The sequence below is a fragment of the Dyella ginsengisoli genome, assembly GCF_044904665.1.
GTDB lineage: Bacteria > Pseudomonadota > Gammaproteobacteria > Xanthomonadales > Rhodanobacteraceae > Dyella_A > Dyella_A ginsengisoli.
Map to the genome: position 1 here is coordinate 991,681 of NZ_JADIKM010000001.1, position 19,833 is coordinate 1,011,513.

At 68.9% G+C, this 19,833-nt stretch carries 19 protein-coding genes; 11 read left to right on the plus strand and 8 right to left on the minus strand.

Features of this window, described 5'->3' with window-relative positions; genetic code table 11:
* The first annotated feature begins 355 nt into the window (after nt 1-355).
* The gene (locus tag ISP17_RS04445) at nt 356-1,129 is read left to right on the plus strand and encodes a GIN domain-containing protein (RefSeq protein ID WP_404630428.1); all 774 of its coding nucleotides are present in this window, start codon (nt 356-358) and stop codon (nt 1,127-1,129) included.
* Between the two features lie 54 nt (nt 1,130-1,183).
* Here the strand turns inward: ISP17_RS04445 and ISP17_RS04450 are convergent, their stop codons facing one another.
* The 4 genes from ISP17_RS04450 to ISP17_RS04465 all read right to left on the minus strand — a co-directional run bounded on the left by ISP17_RS04450 (nt 1,184) and on the right by ISP17_RS04465 (nt 6,193).
* Entirely contained in the window at nt 1,184-2,323 is a 1,140-nt protein-coding gene (locus ISP17_RS04450) for an SLC13 family permease (RefSeq protein ID WP_404630430.1), read from the minus strand.
* Complete coding sequence (locus tag ISP17_RS04455; protein ID WP_404630432.1) at nt 2,317-2,946, minus strand: glutathione S-transferase family protein; 630 nt, start codon at nt 2,944-2,946, stop codon at nt 2,317-2,319. Before ISP17_RS04455 ends, ISP17_RS04450 begins: the two co-directional genes overlap by 7 nt.
* Before the next feature lie 65 nt (nt 2,947-3,011).
* The gene (locus ISP17_RS04460) at nt 3,012-5,495 is read right to left on the minus strand and encodes an ABC transporter permease (protein ID WP_404630434.1); all 2,484 of its coding nucleotides are present in this window, start codon (nt 5,493-5,495) and stop codon (nt 3,012-3,014) included.
* The gene (locus ISP17_RS04465; protein ID WP_404630436.1) at nt 5,492-6,193 is read right to left on the minus strand and encodes an ABC transporter ATP-binding protein; all 702 of its coding nucleotides are present in this window, start codon (nt 6,191-6,193) and stop codon (nt 5,492-5,494) included. The genes ISP17_RS04460 and ISP17_RS04465 overlap by 4 nt, the downstream gene beginning before the upstream one ends.
* Between ISP17_RS04465 and ISP17_RS04470 the strand changes: the two genes are divergently transcribed.
* From ISP17_RS04470 to ISP17_RS04480, 3 genes are all read left to right on the plus strand, one after another.
* Entirely contained in the window at nt 6,192-6,818 is a 627-nt protein-coding gene (locus tag ISP17_RS04470; protein ID WP_404630438.1) for an arylesterase, read from the plus strand. The genes ISP17_RS04465 and ISP17_RS04470 overlap by 2 nt on opposite strands.
* A 118-nt stretch (nt 6,819-6,936) precedes the next feature.
* Entirely contained in the window at nt 6,937-7,668 is a 732-nt protein-coding gene (locus ISP17_RS04475; RefSeq protein ID WP_404630440.1) for a response regulator transcription factor, read from the plus strand.
* Nucleotides 7,669-7,777: 109 nt separating this feature from the next.
* A complete protein-coding gene (locus ISP17_RS04480; protein WP_404630442.1) occupies nt 7,778-8,701 on the plus strand; it encodes a sensor histidine kinase in 924 nt (307 codons plus the stop codon).
* 53 nt (nt 8,702-8,754) lie between these two features.
* On the opposite strand, the gene ISP17_RS04485 is transcribed toward ISP17_RS04480, so the two are convergent.
* Complete coding sequence (locus ISP17_RS04485; RefSeq protein WP_404630444.1) at nt 8,755-10,113, minus strand: 3-oxoacid CoA-transferase; 1,359 nt, start codon at nt 10,111-10,113, stop codon at nt 8,755-8,757.
* A 215-nt stretch (nt 10,114-10,328) separates the two neighbouring features.
* Between ISP17_RS04485 and ISP17_RS04490 the strand changes: the two genes are divergently transcribed.
* From ISP17_RS04490 to ISP17_RS04500, 3 genes are read left to right on the plus strand one after another with little or no spacing between them, the layout of a single operon-like run.
* Nucleotides 10,329-10,697, plus strand: a complete 369-nt coding sequence (locus ISP17_RS04490; RefSeq protein ID WP_404630446.1) for a BlaI/MecI/CopY family transcriptional regulator — start codon at nt 10,329-10,331, stop codon at nt 10,695-10,697.
* Entirely contained in the window at nt 10,684-12,252 is a 1,569-nt protein-coding gene (locus ISP17_RS04495) for a M56 family metallopeptidase (RefSeq protein WP_404630448.1), read from the plus strand. The genes ISP17_RS04490 and ISP17_RS04495 overlap by 14 nt, the downstream gene beginning before the upstream one ends.
* Nucleotides 12,253-12,300: 48 nt before the next feature.
* Entirely contained in the window at nt 12,301-13,353 is a 1,053-nt protein-coding gene (locus ISP17_RS04500; protein WP_404630450.1) for an isoaspartyl peptidase/L-asparaginase family protein, read from the plus strand.
* 10 nt (nt 13,354-13,363) lie between these two features.
* Here ISP17_RS04500 and ISP17_RS04505 read toward each other — a convergent pair whose 3' ends face one another.
* From ISP17_RS04505 to ISP17_RS04515, 3 genes are all read right to left on the minus strand, one after another.
* On the minus strand, nt 13,364-13,951 hold the full coding sequence (locus ISP17_RS04505) for a response regulator transcription factor (RefSeq protein ID WP_404630452.1): 588 nt from the start codon (nt 13,949-13,951) through the stop codon (nt 13,364-13,366).
* 70 nt (nt 13,952-14,021) lie between these two features.
* The gene (locus ISP17_RS04510) at nt 14,022-15,299 is read right to left on the minus strand and encodes an ATP-binding protein (protein WP_404630454.1); all 1,278 of its coding nucleotides are present in this window, start codon (nt 15,297-15,299) and stop codon (nt 14,022-14,024) included.
* Between the two features lie 41 nt (nt 15,300-15,340).
* A complete protein-coding gene (locus ISP17_RS04515; RefSeq protein WP_404630456.1) occupies nt 15,341-16,897 on the minus strand; it encodes a peptide MFS transporter in 1,557 nt (518 codons plus the stop codon).
* A gap of 287 nt (nt 16,898-17,184) precedes the next feature.
* Here ISP17_RS04515 and ISP17_RS04520 point away from each other — a divergent pair, with 287 nt between their 5' ends.
* From ISP17_RS04520 to ISP17_RS04535, 4 genes are all read left to right on the plus strand, one after another.
* The gene (locus tag ISP17_RS04520) at nt 17,185-17,559 is read left to right on the plus strand and encodes a diacylglycerol kinase (protein WP_404630458.1); all 375 of its coding nucleotides are present in this window, start codon (nt 17,185-17,187) and stop codon (nt 17,557-17,559) included.
* 227 nt (nt 17,560-17,786) lie between these two features.
* Complete coding sequence (locus ISP17_RS04525) at nt 17,787-18,407, plus strand: LemA family protein (RefSeq protein WP_404630460.1); 621 nt, start codon at nt 17,787-17,789, stop codon at nt 18,405-18,407.
* A 4-nt stretch (nt 18,408-18,411) separates the two neighbouring features.
* Nucleotides 18,412-19,305, plus strand: a complete 894-nt coding sequence (locus ISP17_RS04530; protein ID WP_404631431.1) for a TPM domain-containing protein — start codon at nt 18,412-18,414, stop codon at nt 19,303-19,305.
* Nucleotides 19,305-19,808 (plus strand): TPM domain-containing protein, encoded by a 504-nt coding sequence (locus tag ISP17_RS04535; protein WP_404630462.1) that lies wholly within the window; start codon nt 19,305-19,307, stop codon nt 19,806-19,808. Before ISP17_RS04530 ends, ISP17_RS04535 begins: the two co-directional genes overlap by 1 nt.
* Nucleotides 19,809-19,833: the final 25 nt, after the last annotated feature.

The following is a 19,833-nucleotide window of genomic DNA, read 5'->3' on the forward strand; positions in this document are numbered from 1 at the left end:
ACATAGCTCGGCCACGAAGCCCGCCCTTCTGGAAGACTGGACGAATGCAGCTCGGCCACTTGCCGGCTCGGATCAGGAGCGTCGCGGCTGCAGCCGCTCCCACAAAATGCGTGGAGTGTGCTGCGCTCCGGTGGGAGGTATTGCCGCCCCGACGGAAGGAGCTGTCCCAACCCTGCCCCCGCTCGCCGCGGCCCCCAGCCTCGCGGCTGAAGCCGCTCCTGCAGAGGACGCACGAGGCCCTGTGGGAGGGGCTTCAGCCCCGACGGCTTCCGGCTGGTGCACGGCACGATTGCAACCATTTCCCCGCCCGCCGCATCCCATGCCGTGACCTTCCCTCTCGTTTCCGGAGTCCCTCATGCGCCCTCTCCTCATGCTCGCCGTCCTGCTCGCCCCGCTGCCGGCGCTGGCGGCCAGCGAATGCAAGTACGAAGCCCCGCGCAACCTCACTGCCGACCTGGCCGGCGTGCGCGGCGTGCAGATCTCGCTGCATGCCGAGGATCTGCACCTCACCGGCAGCACCAGCGCCACTGGCCTCACGCTGAAGGGCCGCGCCTGCGCCTCGGACCAGTCGATGCTGGACGATCTGCAGGTGGAGCAGCGTCGCGAGGGCGATCAGCTGATCATCGAGGTGGGCCGACACAGCGGCATGCACATCAACCTGTTCGGCAGCTCTTACAGCTCGCTCGAACTCAACGTGCAGCTGCCGGCGAGCATGCCGGTGACGCTGTCGGTGGGTTCGGGAGATGCCTATGTCAGCGGCCTGCAGCAGCTTGATGCGCAGGTCGGCTCGGGCGACCTGCACGCCACGCAGATCGCCGGCCGCCTGGCCGCCAGCGTGGGTTCGGGCGACATCGATGCGGGTGACGTGGGCAGCCTGGCGCTGGGCTCGGTGGGCTCGGGCGACGCCCGCGTGAGCGGCGTGCGCGGCGACGCCAGCGTCGGCAGCATCGGCTCGGGCGACGTCACGCTCAAGCAAGTCGGCGGCAGCGTGCACGCCGACACGCTGGGCTCGGGCGACCTTGAGGTGCGCGACGTGGGCGGTGACCTGTCGCTGGGCGCCAAGGGCAGCGGCGACGTGGACTACAGCGGCGTCAAGGGCAAGGTCAGCGTGCCGCGCGACGACGATTGATTGCAGGAGCACCCCCGGATCAAGTCCGGGCAGGCTCCGTTCGCGACGCGTGAATCAGCCCAGCCAGCGCCACGCCAGGTAGACCAGCGGCGCGCACACCAGCAGGAACGGAATCGAAACCCGGTGGAACAGCCGCAGTCCGTGCGGCTGTTTCGCCAGGCGCAGCGCGATCAGGTTGGCCAGCGAGCCGATCACCAGCCCGAAGCCGCCGACGTTGGCGGCCACCGCCAGCGCGATCGGGTCGCTGGCGTGATCGAGCAGCAACACGGTGGCCGGCACATTGCTGATCACCTGCGAAGCGAGCGCGCCGCCGAGGAAAACGGTGAGGGGCTGGTTGAAGTCGAAGTGATCCAGCGCCCGGCCGATGATGCCCAGCTCGGCGAAATGTCCCAGCCCGAGAAAGATCGCGGCGAAGGTCGCCAGCAGCGCCCAGTCGACCCGGCGCAGGCTGTCACGGGCGATCAGCGCAAACGGAATCAGCAGCCCCAGCGCGCCTTCCAGCGCCAGGCCGTGCTCCATCAGCAGCACCATCGAGGCCAGCGCCAGCAAGGACACCACGGCCAGCGGAGTGGCGATGCGATGGTCGTCCAGCGCCCTGGCGTCGAGATGCACGCGGCCCTTCGGCAGCCATGCGAGCGTGAGTACCACCAGCAGCGAAAACATCACCGCCGAGGCCGGCAGCATGCCGCGCACGAAGGCGAAGAACGGCAGATGCGCGCTCTGCCACAGCAGCAGATTCTGCGGGTTGCCGATCGGGCTCAGGGTGGAGCCGGCGTTCACCGCCAGCGCTTCGAGCACCACCATCGGCAGAACCGGCAGGTTCGACATGCCGCCGATCGCCACGGTGAGCGGCACCAGCAGGAACAGGCTCACGTCGTTGGTGAGCCCCATCGACAGCATCGCCGTGCTCGCCACCAGCAGCAGGCCAAGGCCGCGCAGTGAATGAGCACGCGCTGCCAGCGCACTGGCAGCGCGCTGCACCAGGCCGCTGTCGCGGATGCCCTGGATCGCGATCATCAGGCCCATCAATCCGGCCAGCGTGGGCAGCTGCAGCCAATGCCGGTAGCGCGCCGCCGGCTGCGGGTCGGCCAGTGCCAGCACCAGCGCGAGCGCGCCGAACAGCACCAGCAGCCACTCCGCCTTGAGCCAGTGCGTGAGCCTCGCGCTCAGCGCGGGCCGAACCGATGTCACCACCCGCTCAGGCCTTCGATGGCGTACACGCGCTGCCAGCTCTCACGATTACGGATGAGGTCGGCCAACCGCGCCAATGCCGGCCACTGGCTGGCAGGGCGCGGCATGTTGCGCGACCAGCGCATCAGCATTGCGAGCAGCAGATCGGCTGCGGAAAACTCCGCGCCCAGCAGGTAGGGCCCGCGCGCGGCCAGCTCGGCGTCCAGGTAGTCCCACACGCCCTCGATCTTTGCCGCCAGCGCCGCGCGCACGTGGGGCGGGTGCTCACTGGCGCCCAGATCCGGCGGGTAGAACCAGAAGCGGTACGTCGACATCAGCGTGTTGCTCAGATACACCAGCCACTGCTGGAACGCCTCGTGCCCGGGCGTGCCCGGCGCCGGCGCAAGCCCGGCATCGGGGTGGCGGTCGGCCAGCATCAGCAGCAGCGCAGCCGACTCGTGGCGCGCGCGACCGTCGATCACCAGCGTGGGCACCACGCCGCGCGGATTGAGTGCCAGGTAGGCCGGATCGCGCTGCGCGCCCCGCTCGATGTCCACCAGTTTCAGCTCGTGCGGCGCGCCGGTCTCGATCAGCGCCATGTGCACCACCATGCTGGCGGTGCCGGGGGAGTAGTAGAGCGTGTACATGCAATCTCCGGGATGGTCGGCGCGACGGCGCCCAAGGGCTGGCCGCCGCGATCTTGGCCGCGCGTTCAGGCCTCGCGCAAGAGTCGCATCGGCGAGGTGCGGGTCACCGTGCGGGTGCCGGCCAGGCCGAGCAGCATCACCACCACGGCAGCGAGCAGGGCATAGAGCGCCAGCGGCACCAGCGGCGGCACGAAGCCATCGATGTGGAACACCGCGCGTCCCAGCCACCATCCCGTGCCCGCGGCGCCGATCGCCGCGGTGAGCCCGGCCACCGCGCCGAGCAGCGCGAATTCGCAGGCTGCCGCCACGCGCAGCTGGCCCCGGCGCGCGCCCAGCGTGCGCAGCAGCGCCGCCTCGTGGCGGCGCTCGGCGGCGCTCGAGGCCAGCGCCGCGGCCAGTACCAGCGCGCCGGCGAGCATGCTGAAGCCAAGGATCCAGCGCACCGCGTTGCTCACGCGGTCGACGATCTCGCGCACGCGATCGAGCAGGGCGTCGACGTCGATCATGCTGAGGTTGGCGTAGTCGCGCGAGAGTTTCGCCAGCGCATCGGCGCGTCCGCGCGGCAGGTAGAAACTGCCCAGGTAGCTGTGCGGCAACGTGCTGGCGTGATCGGCGTCCAGCAGCAGGAAGAAGTTCACCCGGAACGAGCTCCAGTCCACCTCGCGCACGCTGCTCACGGTGGCATCGATGCTGCTCTCGCCGATGTTGAAGCGCATCGTGTCGCCAAGCTGGAGGTGGAACATGTCGCGCCACATCGCATCCACCGACACCTGCGCCTGCGCCGGGTGCGGCGCGAACCAGCTCCCCGTGATGAGCCGGTTGGCCGGCGGCAGCGCGTCGGTCCACGACAGGCGCAGCTGGCGATCGGTCCAGTCCTTGGCGCGTTCGTCGGTGAGTGGCAGCTTGTCCACCGGCGTGCCGTTGATCGCGATGAGCTTGCCCACCGCCAGCGGCTGCACGTTGAGCTGCTGCGCGCCGATCTGCCCCAGCGCCTGGGTGAAGCCGGCGCGCTGCTCGTCCTGCAGGTTGAGCACGAACCAGTTCGGCGTGTCGGTGGGCAGTTCGCGGCGCCAGCCTTCCAGCAGCGAAGGCGCCACCACGGCGAGCAGCAGCAGGGCGACCAGCCCCAGGCTGAGCGCAGTGGCCTGGATCAGGCTCAGACCCCGCCGCCGCGCCAGCGCTGCCAGCCCGAGCCGCAGCGCCGGATGCGCGCCCGGCGCGATGCGCCGCGCCAGCCACAGCAGCAGCGCGGCCAGCCCGGCGGCGATCGCCGCCACGCCAAGCAGGCTGGCGGCGAGGATGCCGGCCATCCTGGCCGAGTCACTCTGGCCCCAGATCAGCGCCAGCGCCACCAGCGCGGGAATGAAGTACAGCGCGTCGAAGCGGCGCACACGGCGCGCCACGCTGGCGCGGAACACCGCCACCGGCGGCACCTCGGCCAGCCGCGCCAGCGGCGGCAGCGCAAAGCCGGCCAGCACGGCGATGCCCACCGCGGCGGCGGCGAACGCCGGCATCAGCGGCAGCTGCGTCGGCACGTTGCCGAACAGCGAGCTGGCCACCAGCCACGCACCCTGGGCCAGGGCGAGCGTGAGCGCGATGCCGATGGCCACCGCAGGTACTGCGAGCGCGCCGAGCGTGCCCAGCAGCAGCGCCATCACGCGCCGACGCGAGGTGCCCAGCGCGCGCAGCAGCGCCACTTCCTGCGTCTTGCGCCGCGCGTAGCGCTGGGCTGCCAGCGCGATCGCCACGCCGGCCAGCAGCGCGGAGAGCAGCGCGGTGAGGCGCAGGAACGCGCTGGCCCGATCAAACGCGGTGCGCATGCGCTCCTGGGTCTGCTCCGGCGTGATCAGCTGCGCGCCCTGCGGCAACTTCTGCGCCAGCGCCCAGCTGCGCCAGCGCTGCACCGCGTCCGGCTTGCCGGCCAGCAGCAGGCGATGGCGGGCGCGGCTGCCGACGCCGAGCAGCCCGACCGCGCGAGCGTCCTCCAGATTCATGATCGCCCGCGGCGCCAGCGCGAACAGTTCGCCGCCGTCGGGCTGGCGCACCAGCTCGGCGGCGATGCGCAGGTCGCGTCCGCCCACCTGCACGGTGTCGCCCACGTGCCGGTTCAGTGCGATCAGCGCACGGTGGTCCAGGTATACGTCCCCGCTCGCCGGGGCGTGGCCGCTGGTGGTGCGGCCGTTGGCATCGCGCAGCTCCAGCGTGCCGCGCAGCGGATAGCCGTTGTCGGTGGCCTGCACGTCCAGCAGCTGGCTGCGGCCATCGGCGAAAGCCACGCTGGGGAAGCTGGCCACGCGGTTCTGGCGCAGGCCGTCGCGCGTCGCCTCGTCGGCAAACGCGGCGGGCAGCGACTGCGGCGCGCCGATGCCGATGTCGCCGCCGATCAGTTCGGCCGCGCTCGCCAGCATGCCGCGCTCGATGCGCGTGGCCAGCGTGGCCACCACGCCCAGCGCCACCACCGCCAGCACCAGCGAGGCGGCCAGCGTGCGCAGTTCGGGCAGGTGCCATTCGCGGCGCAGGCTGCGCAGCGCTAGCGGAAGCATGTTCATGCGTGGGCGCCCTCGCTGCGGCCGACCACGCGGCCCTCCTCCAGCTCGATCCGCCGCTGGCAGCGCGCGGCCAATGCGGCGTCGTGGGTCACCAGCACCAGCGTGGTCTGGCGATCGCGATTGAGCGCGAACAGCAGGTCGGTGACATGGTGGCCGGTGCGCTGGTCGAGGTTGCCGGTGGGCTCGTCGGCAAACAGCAGGCGCGGGCCGTGCACGAACGCGCGGGCGATCGCCACCCGCTGCTGCTCGCCGCCGGAGAGCTGCGCCGGGTAGTGCCGTCGACGGCCGCCCAGACCCACCGCATCGAGCGCCTCGCGGGAGCGTACGCGGGCATCGCGCGCGCCCTCGAGCTCCAGCGGCAGCATCACGTTTTCCTCGGCGGTGAGCGCCGGCAGCAGGTGGAACGACTGGAACACGAAGCCGACCAGCCGCCGGCGCAGATCGGCGCGGGCTTCCTCGTCCATGGTTTCCAGCGCCTGGCCGTCGACGCGGATGCTGCCGCCGGTCGGTAGATCCAGACCGGCCAGCAGGCCGAGCAGGGTGGTCTTGCCCGAGCCGGACGCCCCCACGATGGCGAAGCTCTCGCCCGCATGCACCGCCAGGCTCACGCCGCGCAGGATCGCCAGCGCGCCCTCGGGCCCGGCGACCGACTTGCTAACATCGACCGCTTCAAGCACCGGACGGGATGAATCGCTCATGCGTCGTTTCCTTTGCACACTGGGATTGCTGCTGTGGGGAGTGGCCGTCGCGCAGGCGGCGCCGACCCGGAGCGTACTGGTGCTGGGGGACTCGCTGTCGGCCGCGCACAACATTCCGGTGGAGTCCGGCTGGGTGCATCTGCTGGGCGAGCGTCTGGGCAAGATGGAGCCACCGTGGCGCGTGGTCAATGCCAGCATCAGTGGCGAAACGTCGCTCAGCGGCCGCAACCACCTGCCCGGGCTGCTGGCGAAGGAGCGGCCGGCCGTGGTGGTGATCGAGCTGGGCGCCAACGACGGCCTGCGCGGCCTGCCGCTGGATGCGTTGCGCGACAACCTCGTCGCCATGATCGACCTGGCGCACAAGCGCGGCGCGCGCGTGCTGCTGCTGGGCATCGAGCTGCCGGTGAATTACGGCCCGCAGTACCGCGACGGCTTGCGCGCGATCTATGCCGACCTCGCCCGCAGCAAGCGCACCGCCCTGGTGCCGTTCCTGCTCGACGGCGTGGCGCTCGACCCCACCCTGATGCAGGACGACGGCCTGCATCCGCTGGCCGCCGGCGAGCAGCGCGTGCTGGACAACGTGTGGAAGGCGCTGGAGCCCCTGCTCAAGGCGCCGCGCCGGTAGATCCCGCGCGGCTTTCTTGACCGCCAAGTGAACGTGACCGGCGCCCTTCACATCGTGGTCACTGCATGGCTCGGTAGCCTTTCACAAATGTGAAATCGCGCAACCGCAGGACGGATCTATGAGCGTACGAGACGAGCAGTCGGGTCTGGTGCTTCTGGTGGAGGACAACCGCCAGATCGCCGAAATGGTGGGGGAGTTCCTGGAGCGCCGCGGCTATTCGGTGGATTACGCCGCCGATGGCGTGAGCGGACTGCACCTGGCCGTGTCCAACAGCTACGACGTGGTGGTGCTCGACCTGATGCTGCCCGGCATGGACGGCCTGGACGTCTGCCGCAAGCTGCGCAAGGACGCCAAGAAATCCACCCCGGTGCTGATGCTGACCGCCCGCGACACGCTGGAAGACAAACTGGTGGGCCTGGAAGCGGGCGCCGACGACTACCTGGTCAAGCCCTTCGAGGTGCGCGAGCTGGAAGCCCGCCTGCGTGCGCTGATCCGCCGCGATCGCCGCCAGGTGTCCACCGAGGTGCTCACCGTGGGCGACATGACGCTCGATACCGCCACGCTGCGGCTCACCCGCGGCGGGCAGGAGCTCACCGTGTCGCCGATCGGCTTGAAGCTGCTGGCGATCCTGATGCGCGAGTCGCCGCGCGTGGTCAGCCGGCGCGACATCGAACGCGAGATCTGGGGCGACACGCTGCCCGATTCGGACACCCTGCGTTCGCACCTTTACAACCTGCGACGCGTGATCGACAAGCCGTTCGACAAGGCGCTGCTGCATACCATCCACTCCGCCGGATATCGCCTCGCCGATCTCGAAGCGGAGGTGGCCACCGCGACGCAGCCGGCCTGAGAGGTGCCCGGTTGCCTCACGCAGCACTGTCATGAATAGCAGGGGTTCATCTCAGTCACAGATCGACTTTCGCAGCGGCGCCTTCCAGCGCCGCATCGCGCTTATCTTCATGTTGCAGCTCATTGCGGTGGGTATCAGCGTGATGATGGGAACGTATGACATGGCGCCGATCGGGGCCGTGCTCGCGTTGATCGTGATCACCACCGTGCTGGCCTGGCTGGCGGCCCGTCGCGAGTGGCGGCCGGTTACCGCGCTGGCGCGGCTGGTCGACGGCTGGGAGCAGCACCCCGATCTCGCCGCCTTGTCGCCCGAGCGACTGTCGCGCCGCACCGACGCCGCAGTCGCCTCGCTCGCCCGCGGCCTGCACGGATTCGCCACGCGCATCGCCGGCTACACCGAGCGCGAACGCAACTTCACCCGCGACGCCAGCCACGAGCTGCGCAGTCCGCTGACGGTGATCAAGATGTCGGTGGACATGCTTGCCGAGGAGCAGGGACTGAGCGATTTCGGTGAACGCTCGCTGCAGCGCATCCGGCGTTCCACCCGCGAGATGGAGGCGCTGGTGGAGGCGCTGCTCATCCTTGCGCGGGAGACGGACAACGGCGTCGAAGACGAGCTGTTCGTGGTCAACGATGCGTTGCGCCACGAGCTCGATTTCGCCCGCGACATGCTGGTGGGTCGGCCGATCGAACTGCAGCTGGAAGAACCCGCGCGCTTCGCGCTTCGGGGTTCACAGCGCGTGTTCGCGGTGCTGTTCTGGCAGCTGGTTCGCAACGCCTGCCAGCAGACCGAGCGCGGTCGCGTGGTGGTCACCGTGATGCCCGGCATGGTGGTGGTGGCCAATCAGGCCGAGCCGCTTTCCGAGGGTGGCAATGGCAGCAAGATGCCCCTGTACGGGGCCGATCGTCACGGCTTCGAGCTGGCCATCGCCCAGCGCATCAGCGACCGCTTCGCCTGGCCGCTGGAGCTGAAGACCCGGCCGGGCAGCCAGAACGTGGCCAGCATCCGCTTCCCCCACGCCCAGGCGGCCTGACAGAAAAACGCCGCCCCCTTGCGGGTGCGGCGTCTGGCTGATGCAAGCCGGGCCTACGCCTTCAGCGCGGGCGACACCGCAAATGCGCAGCCCGTCTTCGCCGTCACCTCGTCCACGCTGACGCCTTCGTGCAGCTCGATCAGGGTCAGGCCCTGGCCCTTGGCCACCTCGAACACGCACAGGTCGGTGATGATCAGGTCCACCACCTGCTTGCCGGTGAGCGGCAGGTCGCACTGGTCCTTGATCTTCGGCGAGCCGTCCTTCGCGGTGTGCTCCATCAGCACCACCACGCGCTTGACGCCGCTGACCAGGTCCATCGCGCCACCCGGACCCTTGACCATCTTGCCCGGCACCATCCAGTTGGCGAGGTCGCCGGTGCAGGAGACTTCCAGCCCGCCGAGGATCGACAGATCGATGTGGCCGCCGCGGATCATCGCGAACGAATCGGCGCTGGAGAAGAAGCTCGAACCGGGCAGGGTGGTGATGGTCTGCTTGCCGGCGTTGATCAGGTCGGGGTCCACGTGCGCGTCGTCCGGGAACGGGCCGATACCGAGCAGGCCGTTCTCCGACTGCAGGATCACGTCCATGCCTTCGGGAATGAAGTTGGCCACCAGGGTCGGGATGCCGATGCCGAGGTTGACGTAGTAGCCGTCACGCAGCTCCTTCGCCGCACGCTGTGCCATCGCGCTGCGGATCGGGCTTTCCTTGCCGGTATTGGCGCCGGCCACGGTGCGGAACTCGATGCGCTTTTCGTACGTCGCGCCCTGGATGATGCGATCGACGTAGATGCCCGGCACGTGGATCTGGTCCGGTTCCAGCGTGCCGACTTCCACCAGCTCCTCCACCTCGGCCACGCAGACCTTGCCGCAGGTGGCGATCATCGGGTTGAAGTTGCGCGCGGTCTTGCGGAACACCAGGTTGCCCAGGCGGTCGCCCTTCCATGCCTTGACGATGGACACGTCGGCGTGGATTGCCTCCTCCAGCACGTACTCCTTGTCGCCGAACGTCTTGGTTTCCTTGCCCTCGGCCAGCTTGGTGCCGAACGCGGTACGCGTATAGAAGCCCGGGATGCCCGCGCCGCCGGCACGCAGCTTCTCCGCCAGCGTGCCCTGCGGCACCAGGTGCAGCTCCAGCTCGCCGGCCAGCACCTGGCGCTCGAACTCCTTGTTCTCGCCCACGTAGGAGGCGTACACGCGCTTCACCTGGCGGGTCTTGAGCAGTGGCCCCATGCCGAAGTCGTCCACGCCGGCGTTGTTGCCCACGATGGTCAGTCCCTTGGTGCCGGCGGCAAGCAGGGCGCCGATCAGGTTCTCGGGGATGCCGCACAGGCCGAAGCCGCCCGCGGCGATCGTCATGCCGTCGACCAGCAGTCCGTCCAGGGCCTTCTCGGCGCTTGCGTAAACCTTGTCCATTGCGATGCCTGCCTGCGTGGGAATCAGCGCACAAGGATACGACGGAACGCCCGCCGCCCGCCTCGTACGAAGGTCCCATGGGGCCGCAGGAACCCGGTTGTGCGGGTCTTGCGCGGCGCTCCGCCGACACGGTGGCTCGGACATTCCCCCGTTGACGTCCATCGATTACGCATGTAAACATTCGCTATCGATTACACGCGTAAACGCGAGGCGCCATGATCAGCGAAGCCGAAGCCGTCGTGATGGAAGTGCTGTGGCGCGGCTCGCCGCGCAGCGCCGAGGAGATCCTTGCCGAAGTGGGCGAGGCCCAGCAGTGGCAGGAGGGCACGGTGAAGTCCCTGCTCAACCGGCTCCTGAAGAAGAAGGCGGTGAAGGCCGAGCGCGACGGCCGCCGCTACCTCTACAGCCCGCTGTTGCCGCGCGAGAAGTACGTGCACCAGAGCAGCAAGAGCCTGCTCGATCGCCTGTTCGGCGGCCGCGTGGCACCGCTGGTGGCCCACTTCTCCGAGCAGCGCAAGCTGTCGAAGAAGGACATCGCCGAACTGCGCCAGCTGTTGGAGGAGCTCGACGATGAACAGCCTTGAAGCATTGGCCAACGCCTGGGTAACTCACGCGGTACGGCTGACCTGGATCTTCACCCTCGCCGCGGCGCTCGTGCTTGTTCTGCGGCGGCCGCTGCGGCGAGTCGCCGGCAGCGAGGCCGGTCCGCTGTTGTGGCTGCTCGTGCCGCTCGCCCTGTTCGCCGCGCTGGCGCCGCATCCGGTCGTCTCCGTGGAGGCGTTGCCGCCGGTGGTGGTGCGCATTGCCGGTGGCGGGAGCTGGGTGGCAGCTCCCGCGCCTGGCGGATGGGCGGTTCCCTGGCGGGCGCTTGCCATGACGGCGTGGCTCGCTGGAGCGTTGGTCGTGCTCGCACGGGTCGTTCAGGCGCAGCGGCGCTTTCTTCGCCGCCTCTCCGGTGCTCGTGCGATCGACGTCGCTGGCGCGTATCGGCCGGTGTGGCTGGCGGAAGACAGCGATCTCGGGCCGGCCGCGGTGGGCGCGCTGGGCGTGCGCATCGTGCTGCCCGCCGACTTCCACACCCGTTACACCCGGGCCGAGCAGGCACTGATCCTCGCCCACGAGCAGGTGCACGCCCGCCGCCGCGACGGCCTCTGGCGAATGCTCGCGCAAGGGTTCGCGGCGCTGTTCTGGTTTCACCCGCTGGCCTGGTACGCACTGACCTGCCTGCGCCAGGACCAGGAGCTGGCCTGCGATGCAGTGGTACTGCGCGAACACGGCGCGCCGCGTCGGGAGTACGCCAACGCCATGCTGAAAACCCAGCCCTCGCCGCTGATGCTGCCGGTGGGGTGTTCGTGGTCGTCCAACCATCCACTCACGGAGAGAGTTTCCATGCTCAAGCAACCTGTTCCCACGCGCACTCGCCGCTTCCTCGCCCATATGGGGCTTGGCGCGATCGTTCTTGCCGGCTCGCTGAGCGTGTATGCCGCCCAGCCCGCGCCAGCTGCCCAGCGCCATGCGGTGGCCGACACCGACCACTTCACCCTGAAGATCGATATCGCCACCCGCGGCCACGCGCCCTCGATGCACTTCACGCAGTGCCTGGCCAAGGGCAAGCCCTTCGACCTGAGCGGAAGCGATGGCCCCGGATTCTCGTGGCATGGTCATTTCATGGTGACGCCAGCCGCCGACGGACAGATCCAGGTGGCGGGCGATCTCCATACGCGGCTGGATCAAGGTGGTGGGAAGGTGCTCGCGATGGACGGGAAGCCGATCGTGCGCACCCGCGCAGGACAGCAGGCGACCATCGTCTTTGGCCAGAAGGTTGAGAAGCCGCTGGAGGACGGCACGGTGCGATTCGACCTGACCCCGGCTCCCGGCTGTGGCGCTGATGCGCTGGCTTCGATCCCCGAGCAGGTGCCGATCGACTTGGCTGCCAAGGCGACACCCGTGCGCGAGGCGGCACAGGCGCTGGCGACGAAAGCGGGCTTCACCCTCGTCAATGCCGACGCGCTCAGCGAGCGCGCGACTTCGTTCAAGTTCGACCAGATGTCCCCGGTTTCAGCACTGCAATTGCTTGCCGACATCGACGGCAAACGTGCGGTGTTCAACGGACGCAGCGTGCGCTTCGACCCGAGGTAGGCGCACGCTCCTCGATATACTCCCCGCATTGCCGGGGAGTATTCGTACGTGAAGTCGCGTCGTCTATGGAGCCTGTTTGCCGCACTCGGGCTGGCTGCATCCGCCCATGCGAGTGGCCCGGTGCTGGTGATCCACGCCGGTGCCGGCGTGCTGCGACGGGACATGCCGCCGGCGCGCGACAAGGCGATCCGCGCCGCGCTCACCCGCGCGCTCGAAGCGGGCTATGCCGAGCTCAAGGCGGGCAAGCCCTCGGTAGACGCGGTGACGGCGTCGCTCACCGTGCTGGAGAATGATCCTCTGTTCAATGCCGGCCGCGGCTCGGTGTTCACCCACGACGGCACGCTGGAAATGGATGCGGCGATCATGGACGGCTATACGCTGCGCGCCGGTTCGGTGGCGGCGGTGTCGGACGTGAAGAATCCGATTCTGCTGGCGCGCGCGGTGATGGAGCACACGCCGCACGTGATGCTGGTCGGCGCCGGCGCCGAAGCGTTCGCCCAGGCGCAGGGCATCGCGCGCGAGAAGCCGGAGTACTTCCGCACCGAGGAGCGCTGGCAGCAGCTGCAGCAGGCGCTCAAGGAAGACGCTGCGGGCCGGCCGCATGCCGATGCGGACACCGCCAGGCATTTCGGCACGGTGGGCGCGGTGGCGCTGGATGTGTACGGTCATCTCGCCGCCGGTACCTCCACCGGCGGCATGAACGACAAGATGCCCGGCCGGGTCGGCGACTCGCCGATCATCGGCGCCGGCACCTATGCCAATGCCGGTTGCGCCGTCTCCGGCACGGGTTGGGGCGAGTTCTACATGCGCACCGTGGCTGCGCACGCGATCTGTTCGCGAGTGATGCAGCAGCGCGTGCCGATCGCGCGCGCGGCGGCTGAAGTGATCAACCAGGAGATACCCGCCATGGGCGGCAGCGGCGGTGCGATCGCGCTGGATGACCAGGGCCACATCGCCATCCCGTTCAACACCCACGGCATGTTCCGCGGCTGGATCGACGGCAGCGGCAAACCGCACGTGGCGATCTACGGCGACGAGGACGACGGCACCGGCGAGCTGTTGCCCGCCCCTGCTCCGGACGACGCGGCTTCCGACGACTGATCCGGGCGGATCAGTCGTCCCGGTCGGGCCGCTCGCGCACCGGATGCTTGCTCAGCTTGCGCTGCAGCGTGCGGCGGTGCATGCCGAGCCGGCGCGCGGTTTCGGAGATGTTGCCGTCGCACTCGGTGAGCACGCGATGGATGTGCTCCCACTCCAGCCGGCGCAGCGCCAGCGGAGCTTCGGGGGCATCCAGCACTTCGTCGTCGTCGGCATGCGGGCCGTCGCCGTCGACCAGCGCGCGCACCACGGCATCGGCATCCACCGGCTTGGCCAGGTAGTCGTGCGCGCCGCGCTTGATCGCCTCCACCGCCGTGGCGATCGAAGCGTAGCCGGTGAGCAGCAGGATGCGCATATCCGGCACCAGCCTCTGCAGGTCGGGGATCAGGCGCAGGCCGTTTTCCTCGCCGAGCTTGAGGTCGAGCACGCAGTAGCGCGGCTGGTGGCGACGGGTGAGCGCACGTGCCTCGTCGGCATTGACGGCGATGATCACCTCGAACCCGCGTGAGCCCAGCGCCCGGGCGAGGACGCGGCCGAAGGTCGCATCGTCATCGATGATGAGCAGGGGACGTGCAGACACAGGGGCGGTCGAATCGGTCATCGCGGCATCCAGGGGAACGGCTGCGCTTATTGTCGCCGGGCAGCGCACGGCATGCACGCGCCGCGGCGTTTTATTCGGCGGCGATCGCCGACAGCGGCAGGCGGATGCTCACTTCGGCGCCTTCGCTGGTGTTCACCGCGGTCAGTTCGCCGTTCAGGCGCTCGGCGGTGGCCTCGGCCAGCGTGAGGCCGATGCCCAGCCCGCCCTGCTTCTGGCTCTGGCCGAGCACGCTGCCCGGCCGGCCGACGGCGAAGCCCGGTCCCTGGTCGCTCACCCGCAGCTCCAGCCAGCCGCCCTGGTGGCGCACGCGCAGCGCCACTCGCTGCGAGCCGCGCGCAGCGGAGGCGTCGGCGGCGTTGTTGAGCAGGTTGATCAGCGCGTGACGCATGCCCGGCGGGCTGCGCAGCACGGTGTCTGCGGTGGCGGCGTCCAGTTCCAGCTCCAGCTCCGCTTCGGGACGCAGCAGCTGGAAGCGCTCCAGGCAGCCGCGCACGAAGGCGCCCAGGCTCATCTGCTCGTCTTCCTGCGAGAGCTGCGCCTTGCCGAAGGCCACCATCTCGCGCAGGATGCCGCGGCAGCGCTCCACCTGCTCCTGCATCAGCGCCAGATCCTCGGCCAGCACGGTGTTGGCCGCGTGTTCGCGGCGCAGCTCCGGCAGCAGGGTGCGCATGGTCGACAGCGGCGTGTTGAGCTCGTGCGCGGCTCCCGCCGCCTGGGTGGCGATGGCGAGAATGCCTTCGTCACGCAGCGCCCGCTCGCGCACGCGCTGCACTTCGCCCTGCTGCGCGCGCACCGCCGTGGCCAGCCGGTTGATGAAGAAGCCCAGCAGCGCCGCGGTGATCACGAAGTTCACCGCCATGCCGATCACATGCAGGGCAAAACCACCGGGGCCTTCCATGATCGGCGGCAGCGGCACGTAGTGCACCAGCAGCATCAGGTAGGCCAGCCCGGTGAGCGCCGAGACGGCGAGCAGCGCCGGCACGGTGAGGGCGGCGGCGCCCAGCGCGATCGGCATCAGCAGCAGCGTCACGAACGGGTTGGTGGCGCCGCCGGTGAAGTACAGCAGGCACCACAGCACGATGGTGTCCACCGCGATGTGGCCGATCGTCTCCCATTCGCGCACCGGCCACGGCTGGGTCAGTCGCCACGAGGCGAACGCGGCGAACACGGCGTGGAAACCGATCGCCACCATCAGCGGCAGCACCGGTACGTCCATGCCCATCCACAGCGCCGCCACCAGCACCGCGCTGCTCTGCCCGGTGATCGCGCACAGGCGCAGCCACGCCAGGGTGCGGGTCAGGGCGGAGGGCGCGAAGCGCTGCGGCGAGGCGGAATGCAGGGTGGTCATGGGGGTGGGGCAGGGCCCGCCGAGGTGGCAGGCCGAGCTCGTCAGGGCGTGGGATTGTCGTAGGCTTCTTCGCTGCGCGAGGCGGGCAGCGGCGTGCGGCTGCCGGCGTCGTTCGCGTGGCTGGTGGACAGCTTGTTCATCAGCGGCAGCACGACCAGCGCGATCGCGGTGCAGCCGATGCCGACGAAGCCCAGCTTGTTGAACAGGCTGGTGTAGATGTCCAGCGACTGCAGCGGATCGGTGAGGCCCTCGGGGATGTGTGCGTAGTTGGCCACCACGCTGCCCAGGTACTGCGAGATGCCCACGGCCACGTAGTAGGCACCCATCATGAAGCCGCCCATGCGCGCGGGCACGTAGCGGGCGATCATCGCCAGGCCCAGGCCCGACACCAGCAGCTCGCCCAGCGAATACAGGCCGTAGCCCCACACCATGATCCACGACGACACCTGGCCGTTGACCGCCCAGATCGCGCCGACGCCGTACATGAAGAAGCCGGCCGCCACCGCGCCGAAACCCCAGGCGAACTTCACAGCCACCGACGGGTTGCGGCCGAGCCGGCCCAGGCCGTTGTAGATCCACACCAGCACGGGGCTGAGCAGCACGATCCAGATCGCGTTGAGGTTCTGGTACTGCTCGGGGATCCAATTGATGTGGAACCCCAGCAGGTTCATGTCGGTGTTCACGTTGCGCTGCGCGAACAGGTTCAGCGAGGTCGCCATCTGGGCGTAGAAGATGAAGAAGAAGATCGTCTGCACGGTGAGCACCAGCGCGGCGATCAGGCCGGCGCGCTCGGTTTTCTCGGCGCTGCGGATCAGATGCACGAAGATGCCCAGGATCACCACGCCGGCCAGGTACACGCAGATCTTGGCGGCGAGCAGGCTCTGCAGGATGAAGGCGACCACGCCGATCATCACCAGCGAGGCGGCCAGCAGCGCCAGTGCGCGCATCGGCTTCACCGGCTGGCTGTCCGACGGCGAGCCGATGTGCGCAAGCGTGCGGTACATCAGCGAGTAGTTGACCAGGCCGAGCAGCAGGCCGATCGCGCAGGCGCCAAAGGCGGTGTGCCAGCCCCAGTTGTCGCCGTAGGTCGCGGCCACGTGGTCGCGGATCCACGGCGTGGCGGTCATCGAGATCATCGAGCCGACGTTCACCGCCATGTAGTAGATGGTGAAGGCGCTGTCGATCTTGGTGTCGTCGCCCTCGTAAATCTTGCGCACGAGGTTGCCTGCGTTGGGCTTGAAGAAGCCGTTGCCCACCACGATCACGCCCAGCGCGCTGTACAGCAGCGTCGGGTTGCTGGAGGGAATCCACAGCATCGCGTAGCCCAGCGCCAGCACCACCGCGCCCAGCAGCATGGTGCGCCGCGTGCCCAGCAGCTTGTCGCCGATCCAGCCGCCGATCGCCGGGGTGGCGTAGATCAGTGCCGCCGCCGCGCCCCAGACCAGGTTCGCCTTGCTGTCGATGAAGCCGAGCTTCTTCATCATGTAGGTGACCATCAGCACCTGCATGCCGTAGAAGCCGAAGCGCTCCCACATTTCAATGAGGAAGACTGTGCTGAAGGAGCGTGTCTGGGAGACCGGCGGGTTCTGGAGGGCCATATCGTTTCCGTGCGGGTTCGTGCCGTGGCACCGCGCGTCGCGATGCCGCCGAGTGGCCCCGTTGGCGGGCCACAACCGCCGAAGCGTACCCGATCCGGTTTTTGCGTGTCGTTGCGCCGCGCCATGGCGCAAAGGCGGCCTTGCGCTCTGGCGTGACGTGCGCGGGGGCGTTCGTCGATCGGGTGGCTATGGCATGATCCGCCGCCTGAGCCGCCGTCGAACCGGCGCTGCGCCGGCCGCTGCAAGCGCGTGGCTGCGCGGACTTTCATCACAGGAGACAGTGCCCCATGCCCGGCAGCGGATTTCGCGGCAACCCTCGCCAGCTCTGGAACGCCTTTCGCTGGTCGATGAAGGGGCTGCAGGCCGGCTGGCGCCACGAAGCGTCGTTCCGGCTGGAGGCGATGCTGGCCGTGGTGCTCGTGCCGCTGGGCCTGTGGCTGGGCAACGGCGCGCTGGAAAAGATCGCCCTGGTGCTGCCGGCCGTGCTGGTGCTCTCCGGCGAGCTGCTCAACTCGGCCATCGAGGCGGTGGTGGACAAGGTCAGCCCCGAGTTCCACGAGCTGGCCGGTCGCGCCAAGGACATGGGTTCGGCGGCGGTGTTCCTGCTGCTGGTGTTCACCATGCTGTGCTGGGGCCTGATCCTGGTGCCGCGCTGGATCTAGGAGCGTGGGCGGCAGAAGCACAAGCGGCTGCGGCTGCGTGGTTCTGGCCGGCTTTTCCGCTCCTTTTCGTTGAGCAGCTACGGCTATTTGCCTCAAACGATAGAAAATTCCGACTCAAAACCACTTTGCCTCGCTGACTTGGTTCCCACCGCCCACGCTCCTGGCGCAACGTTTATGCTGGTGTCCCAAGCGTCTCGTCGTCCGTTTCCATCGAGGGAGTGATTGCCATGAAATTCGTGCGTGCCTGTGTGCTCCTGCTGCTGGTGGTCGGCCTTTCCGGCTGCGGTTACAACGCGATCCAGCGCCAGGACGAGGCGGTGAAGGCCTCGTGGTCGGAGGTGCTCAACCAGTATCAGCGGCGCGCCGACCTGGTGCCCAACCTGGTCAACACGGTGAAGGGCTACGCCCAGCACGAGGAGAAGGTGTTCACCGAAGTGACCGAGGCGCGCGCCAGGGTCGGCTCGATCCAGGTCGACGCCAACACCGTCAACGATCCGCAGAAGCTTGCGCAGTTCCAGGCGGCGCAGGGACAGCTGGGCAGTGCGTTGTCGCGGTTGATGGTGGTGAGCGAGAACTATCCCCAGCTCAAGGCCGACGGCCTGTTCCAGAACCTGCAGGCGCAGCTCGAAGGCACCGAGAACCGGGTCACCGTGGCGCGCAACCGCTACGTGCAGTCGGTGCAGGAATACAACTCGATGATCCGCACCTTCCCCAACAACCTCACCGCCAAGATGTTCGGCTACAAGGTGAAGCCGAACTTCAGCGTCGAGAACGAGCAGACCATCTCCACCGCGCCGAAGGTCGACTTCGGCACGAATGCGCCGGCTGCGCCCGCCTCGGCGCACTGAGATGATGCGACGCCTGTCGCGCCTGTTCCTGCTGGTGCTGGCGCTGGCCTGCATGGCGCCGGTGTGGGCCGCGGATGTGCCCGCGTTGACGCGGCACGTCACCGATCTCACCGGCACGCTCACCGCGCAGCAGGTGGATGCGCTCGACGCCAAACTGGTGGCGCTGGAGCAGCGCAAGGGCACCCAGCTGGTGGTGTTGATGGTGTCCACCACCGGCGACCAGGACATCGAGAGCTACTCGCTGGCAGTGGCCGAAGCCAACAAGATCGGTCGCAAGGGCACCGACGACGGCATCCTGCTGCTGATCGCCAAGGACGACCGCCGCGACCGCATCGAAGTGGGTTATGGGCTGGAAGGCGCCGTGCCCGATGCGGCCACGGCGCGCATCCGGCGCGAGTTCATCGAGTCGCGTTTCAAGCAGGGTGACTTCTACGGCGGTATCGACGCCGGCGTGGATGCGCTGATCACCTTGATCGATGGCGAATCGCTGCCCGCTCCCGCGGCCAAGCAGCGCGAAGGCCGCGGCCTGGATCTCGGCCATGCGCTGCTGATCGGGGTGATCGTGGCGATCTTCCTGCGCAACCTGTTTGGTCGGGCCCACGTGCTGGTGCGCACGCCATTGGGCGCCGCGCTGACCGGCGGGCTGCTGTGGCTGCTGGCCGCGGCGGTCGGGGCCGGCGTCATCGGGGCGATCATCGGCGCCGTCATCATGCTGATGCCCGGCGGCGGCGGTCGATCCATCGGTGGCGGCGGCTGGGGCGGCTGGGGCGGCCTCGGCGGTGGTGGTTTCGGTGGCGGCGGGTTCGGCGGTGGCAGCAGCGGTGGCGGATTCGGTGGCGGTGGTTTCAGCGGTGGCGGCGGCAGCTTCGGCGGCGGCGGCTCCTCGGGGAGCTGGTGATGGAACGACTGCAGCGCCTGGCCACAAACCTCCTCGGCGGCTGGTTCCAACTGCGCCGATGCTTTCCGTCGGACCTGCTCGATGCGATGGCCCGCGCGATCAGCGAGGGCGAGCGGCGGCACCTCGGCGAGCTGCGCTTTGCCGTGGAGTCGCGACTGTCCCCCGGCGCCGTCTGGGCCGGACTGAGCGCCCGCCAGCGCGCGCATCAGGTTTTCGCCCAGCTCGGCGTGTGGGATACCGAACACAATGCCGGCGTGCTGATCTACGTGCTGCTCGCCGAGCGGCGCATCGAGATCGTGGCCGATCGGGGTCTTGCCGCGCGGGTTAGTCCGGACGCATGGGCGCAGATCTGCGCCCGCATGCAGCAGGACTTTTCCGCCGGCCGCTGGCGCGAGGGGAGCCTGGCCGGCATCGCCGCCGTGCACGCGCTGGTCGAGACGCACTTTCCGGGCGATGGCCTGGGCAATCCGGACGAATTGCCCGATCGCCCGGTTCTGCTCTGATGCGCGTGTGAACCTGTAGCCCAAA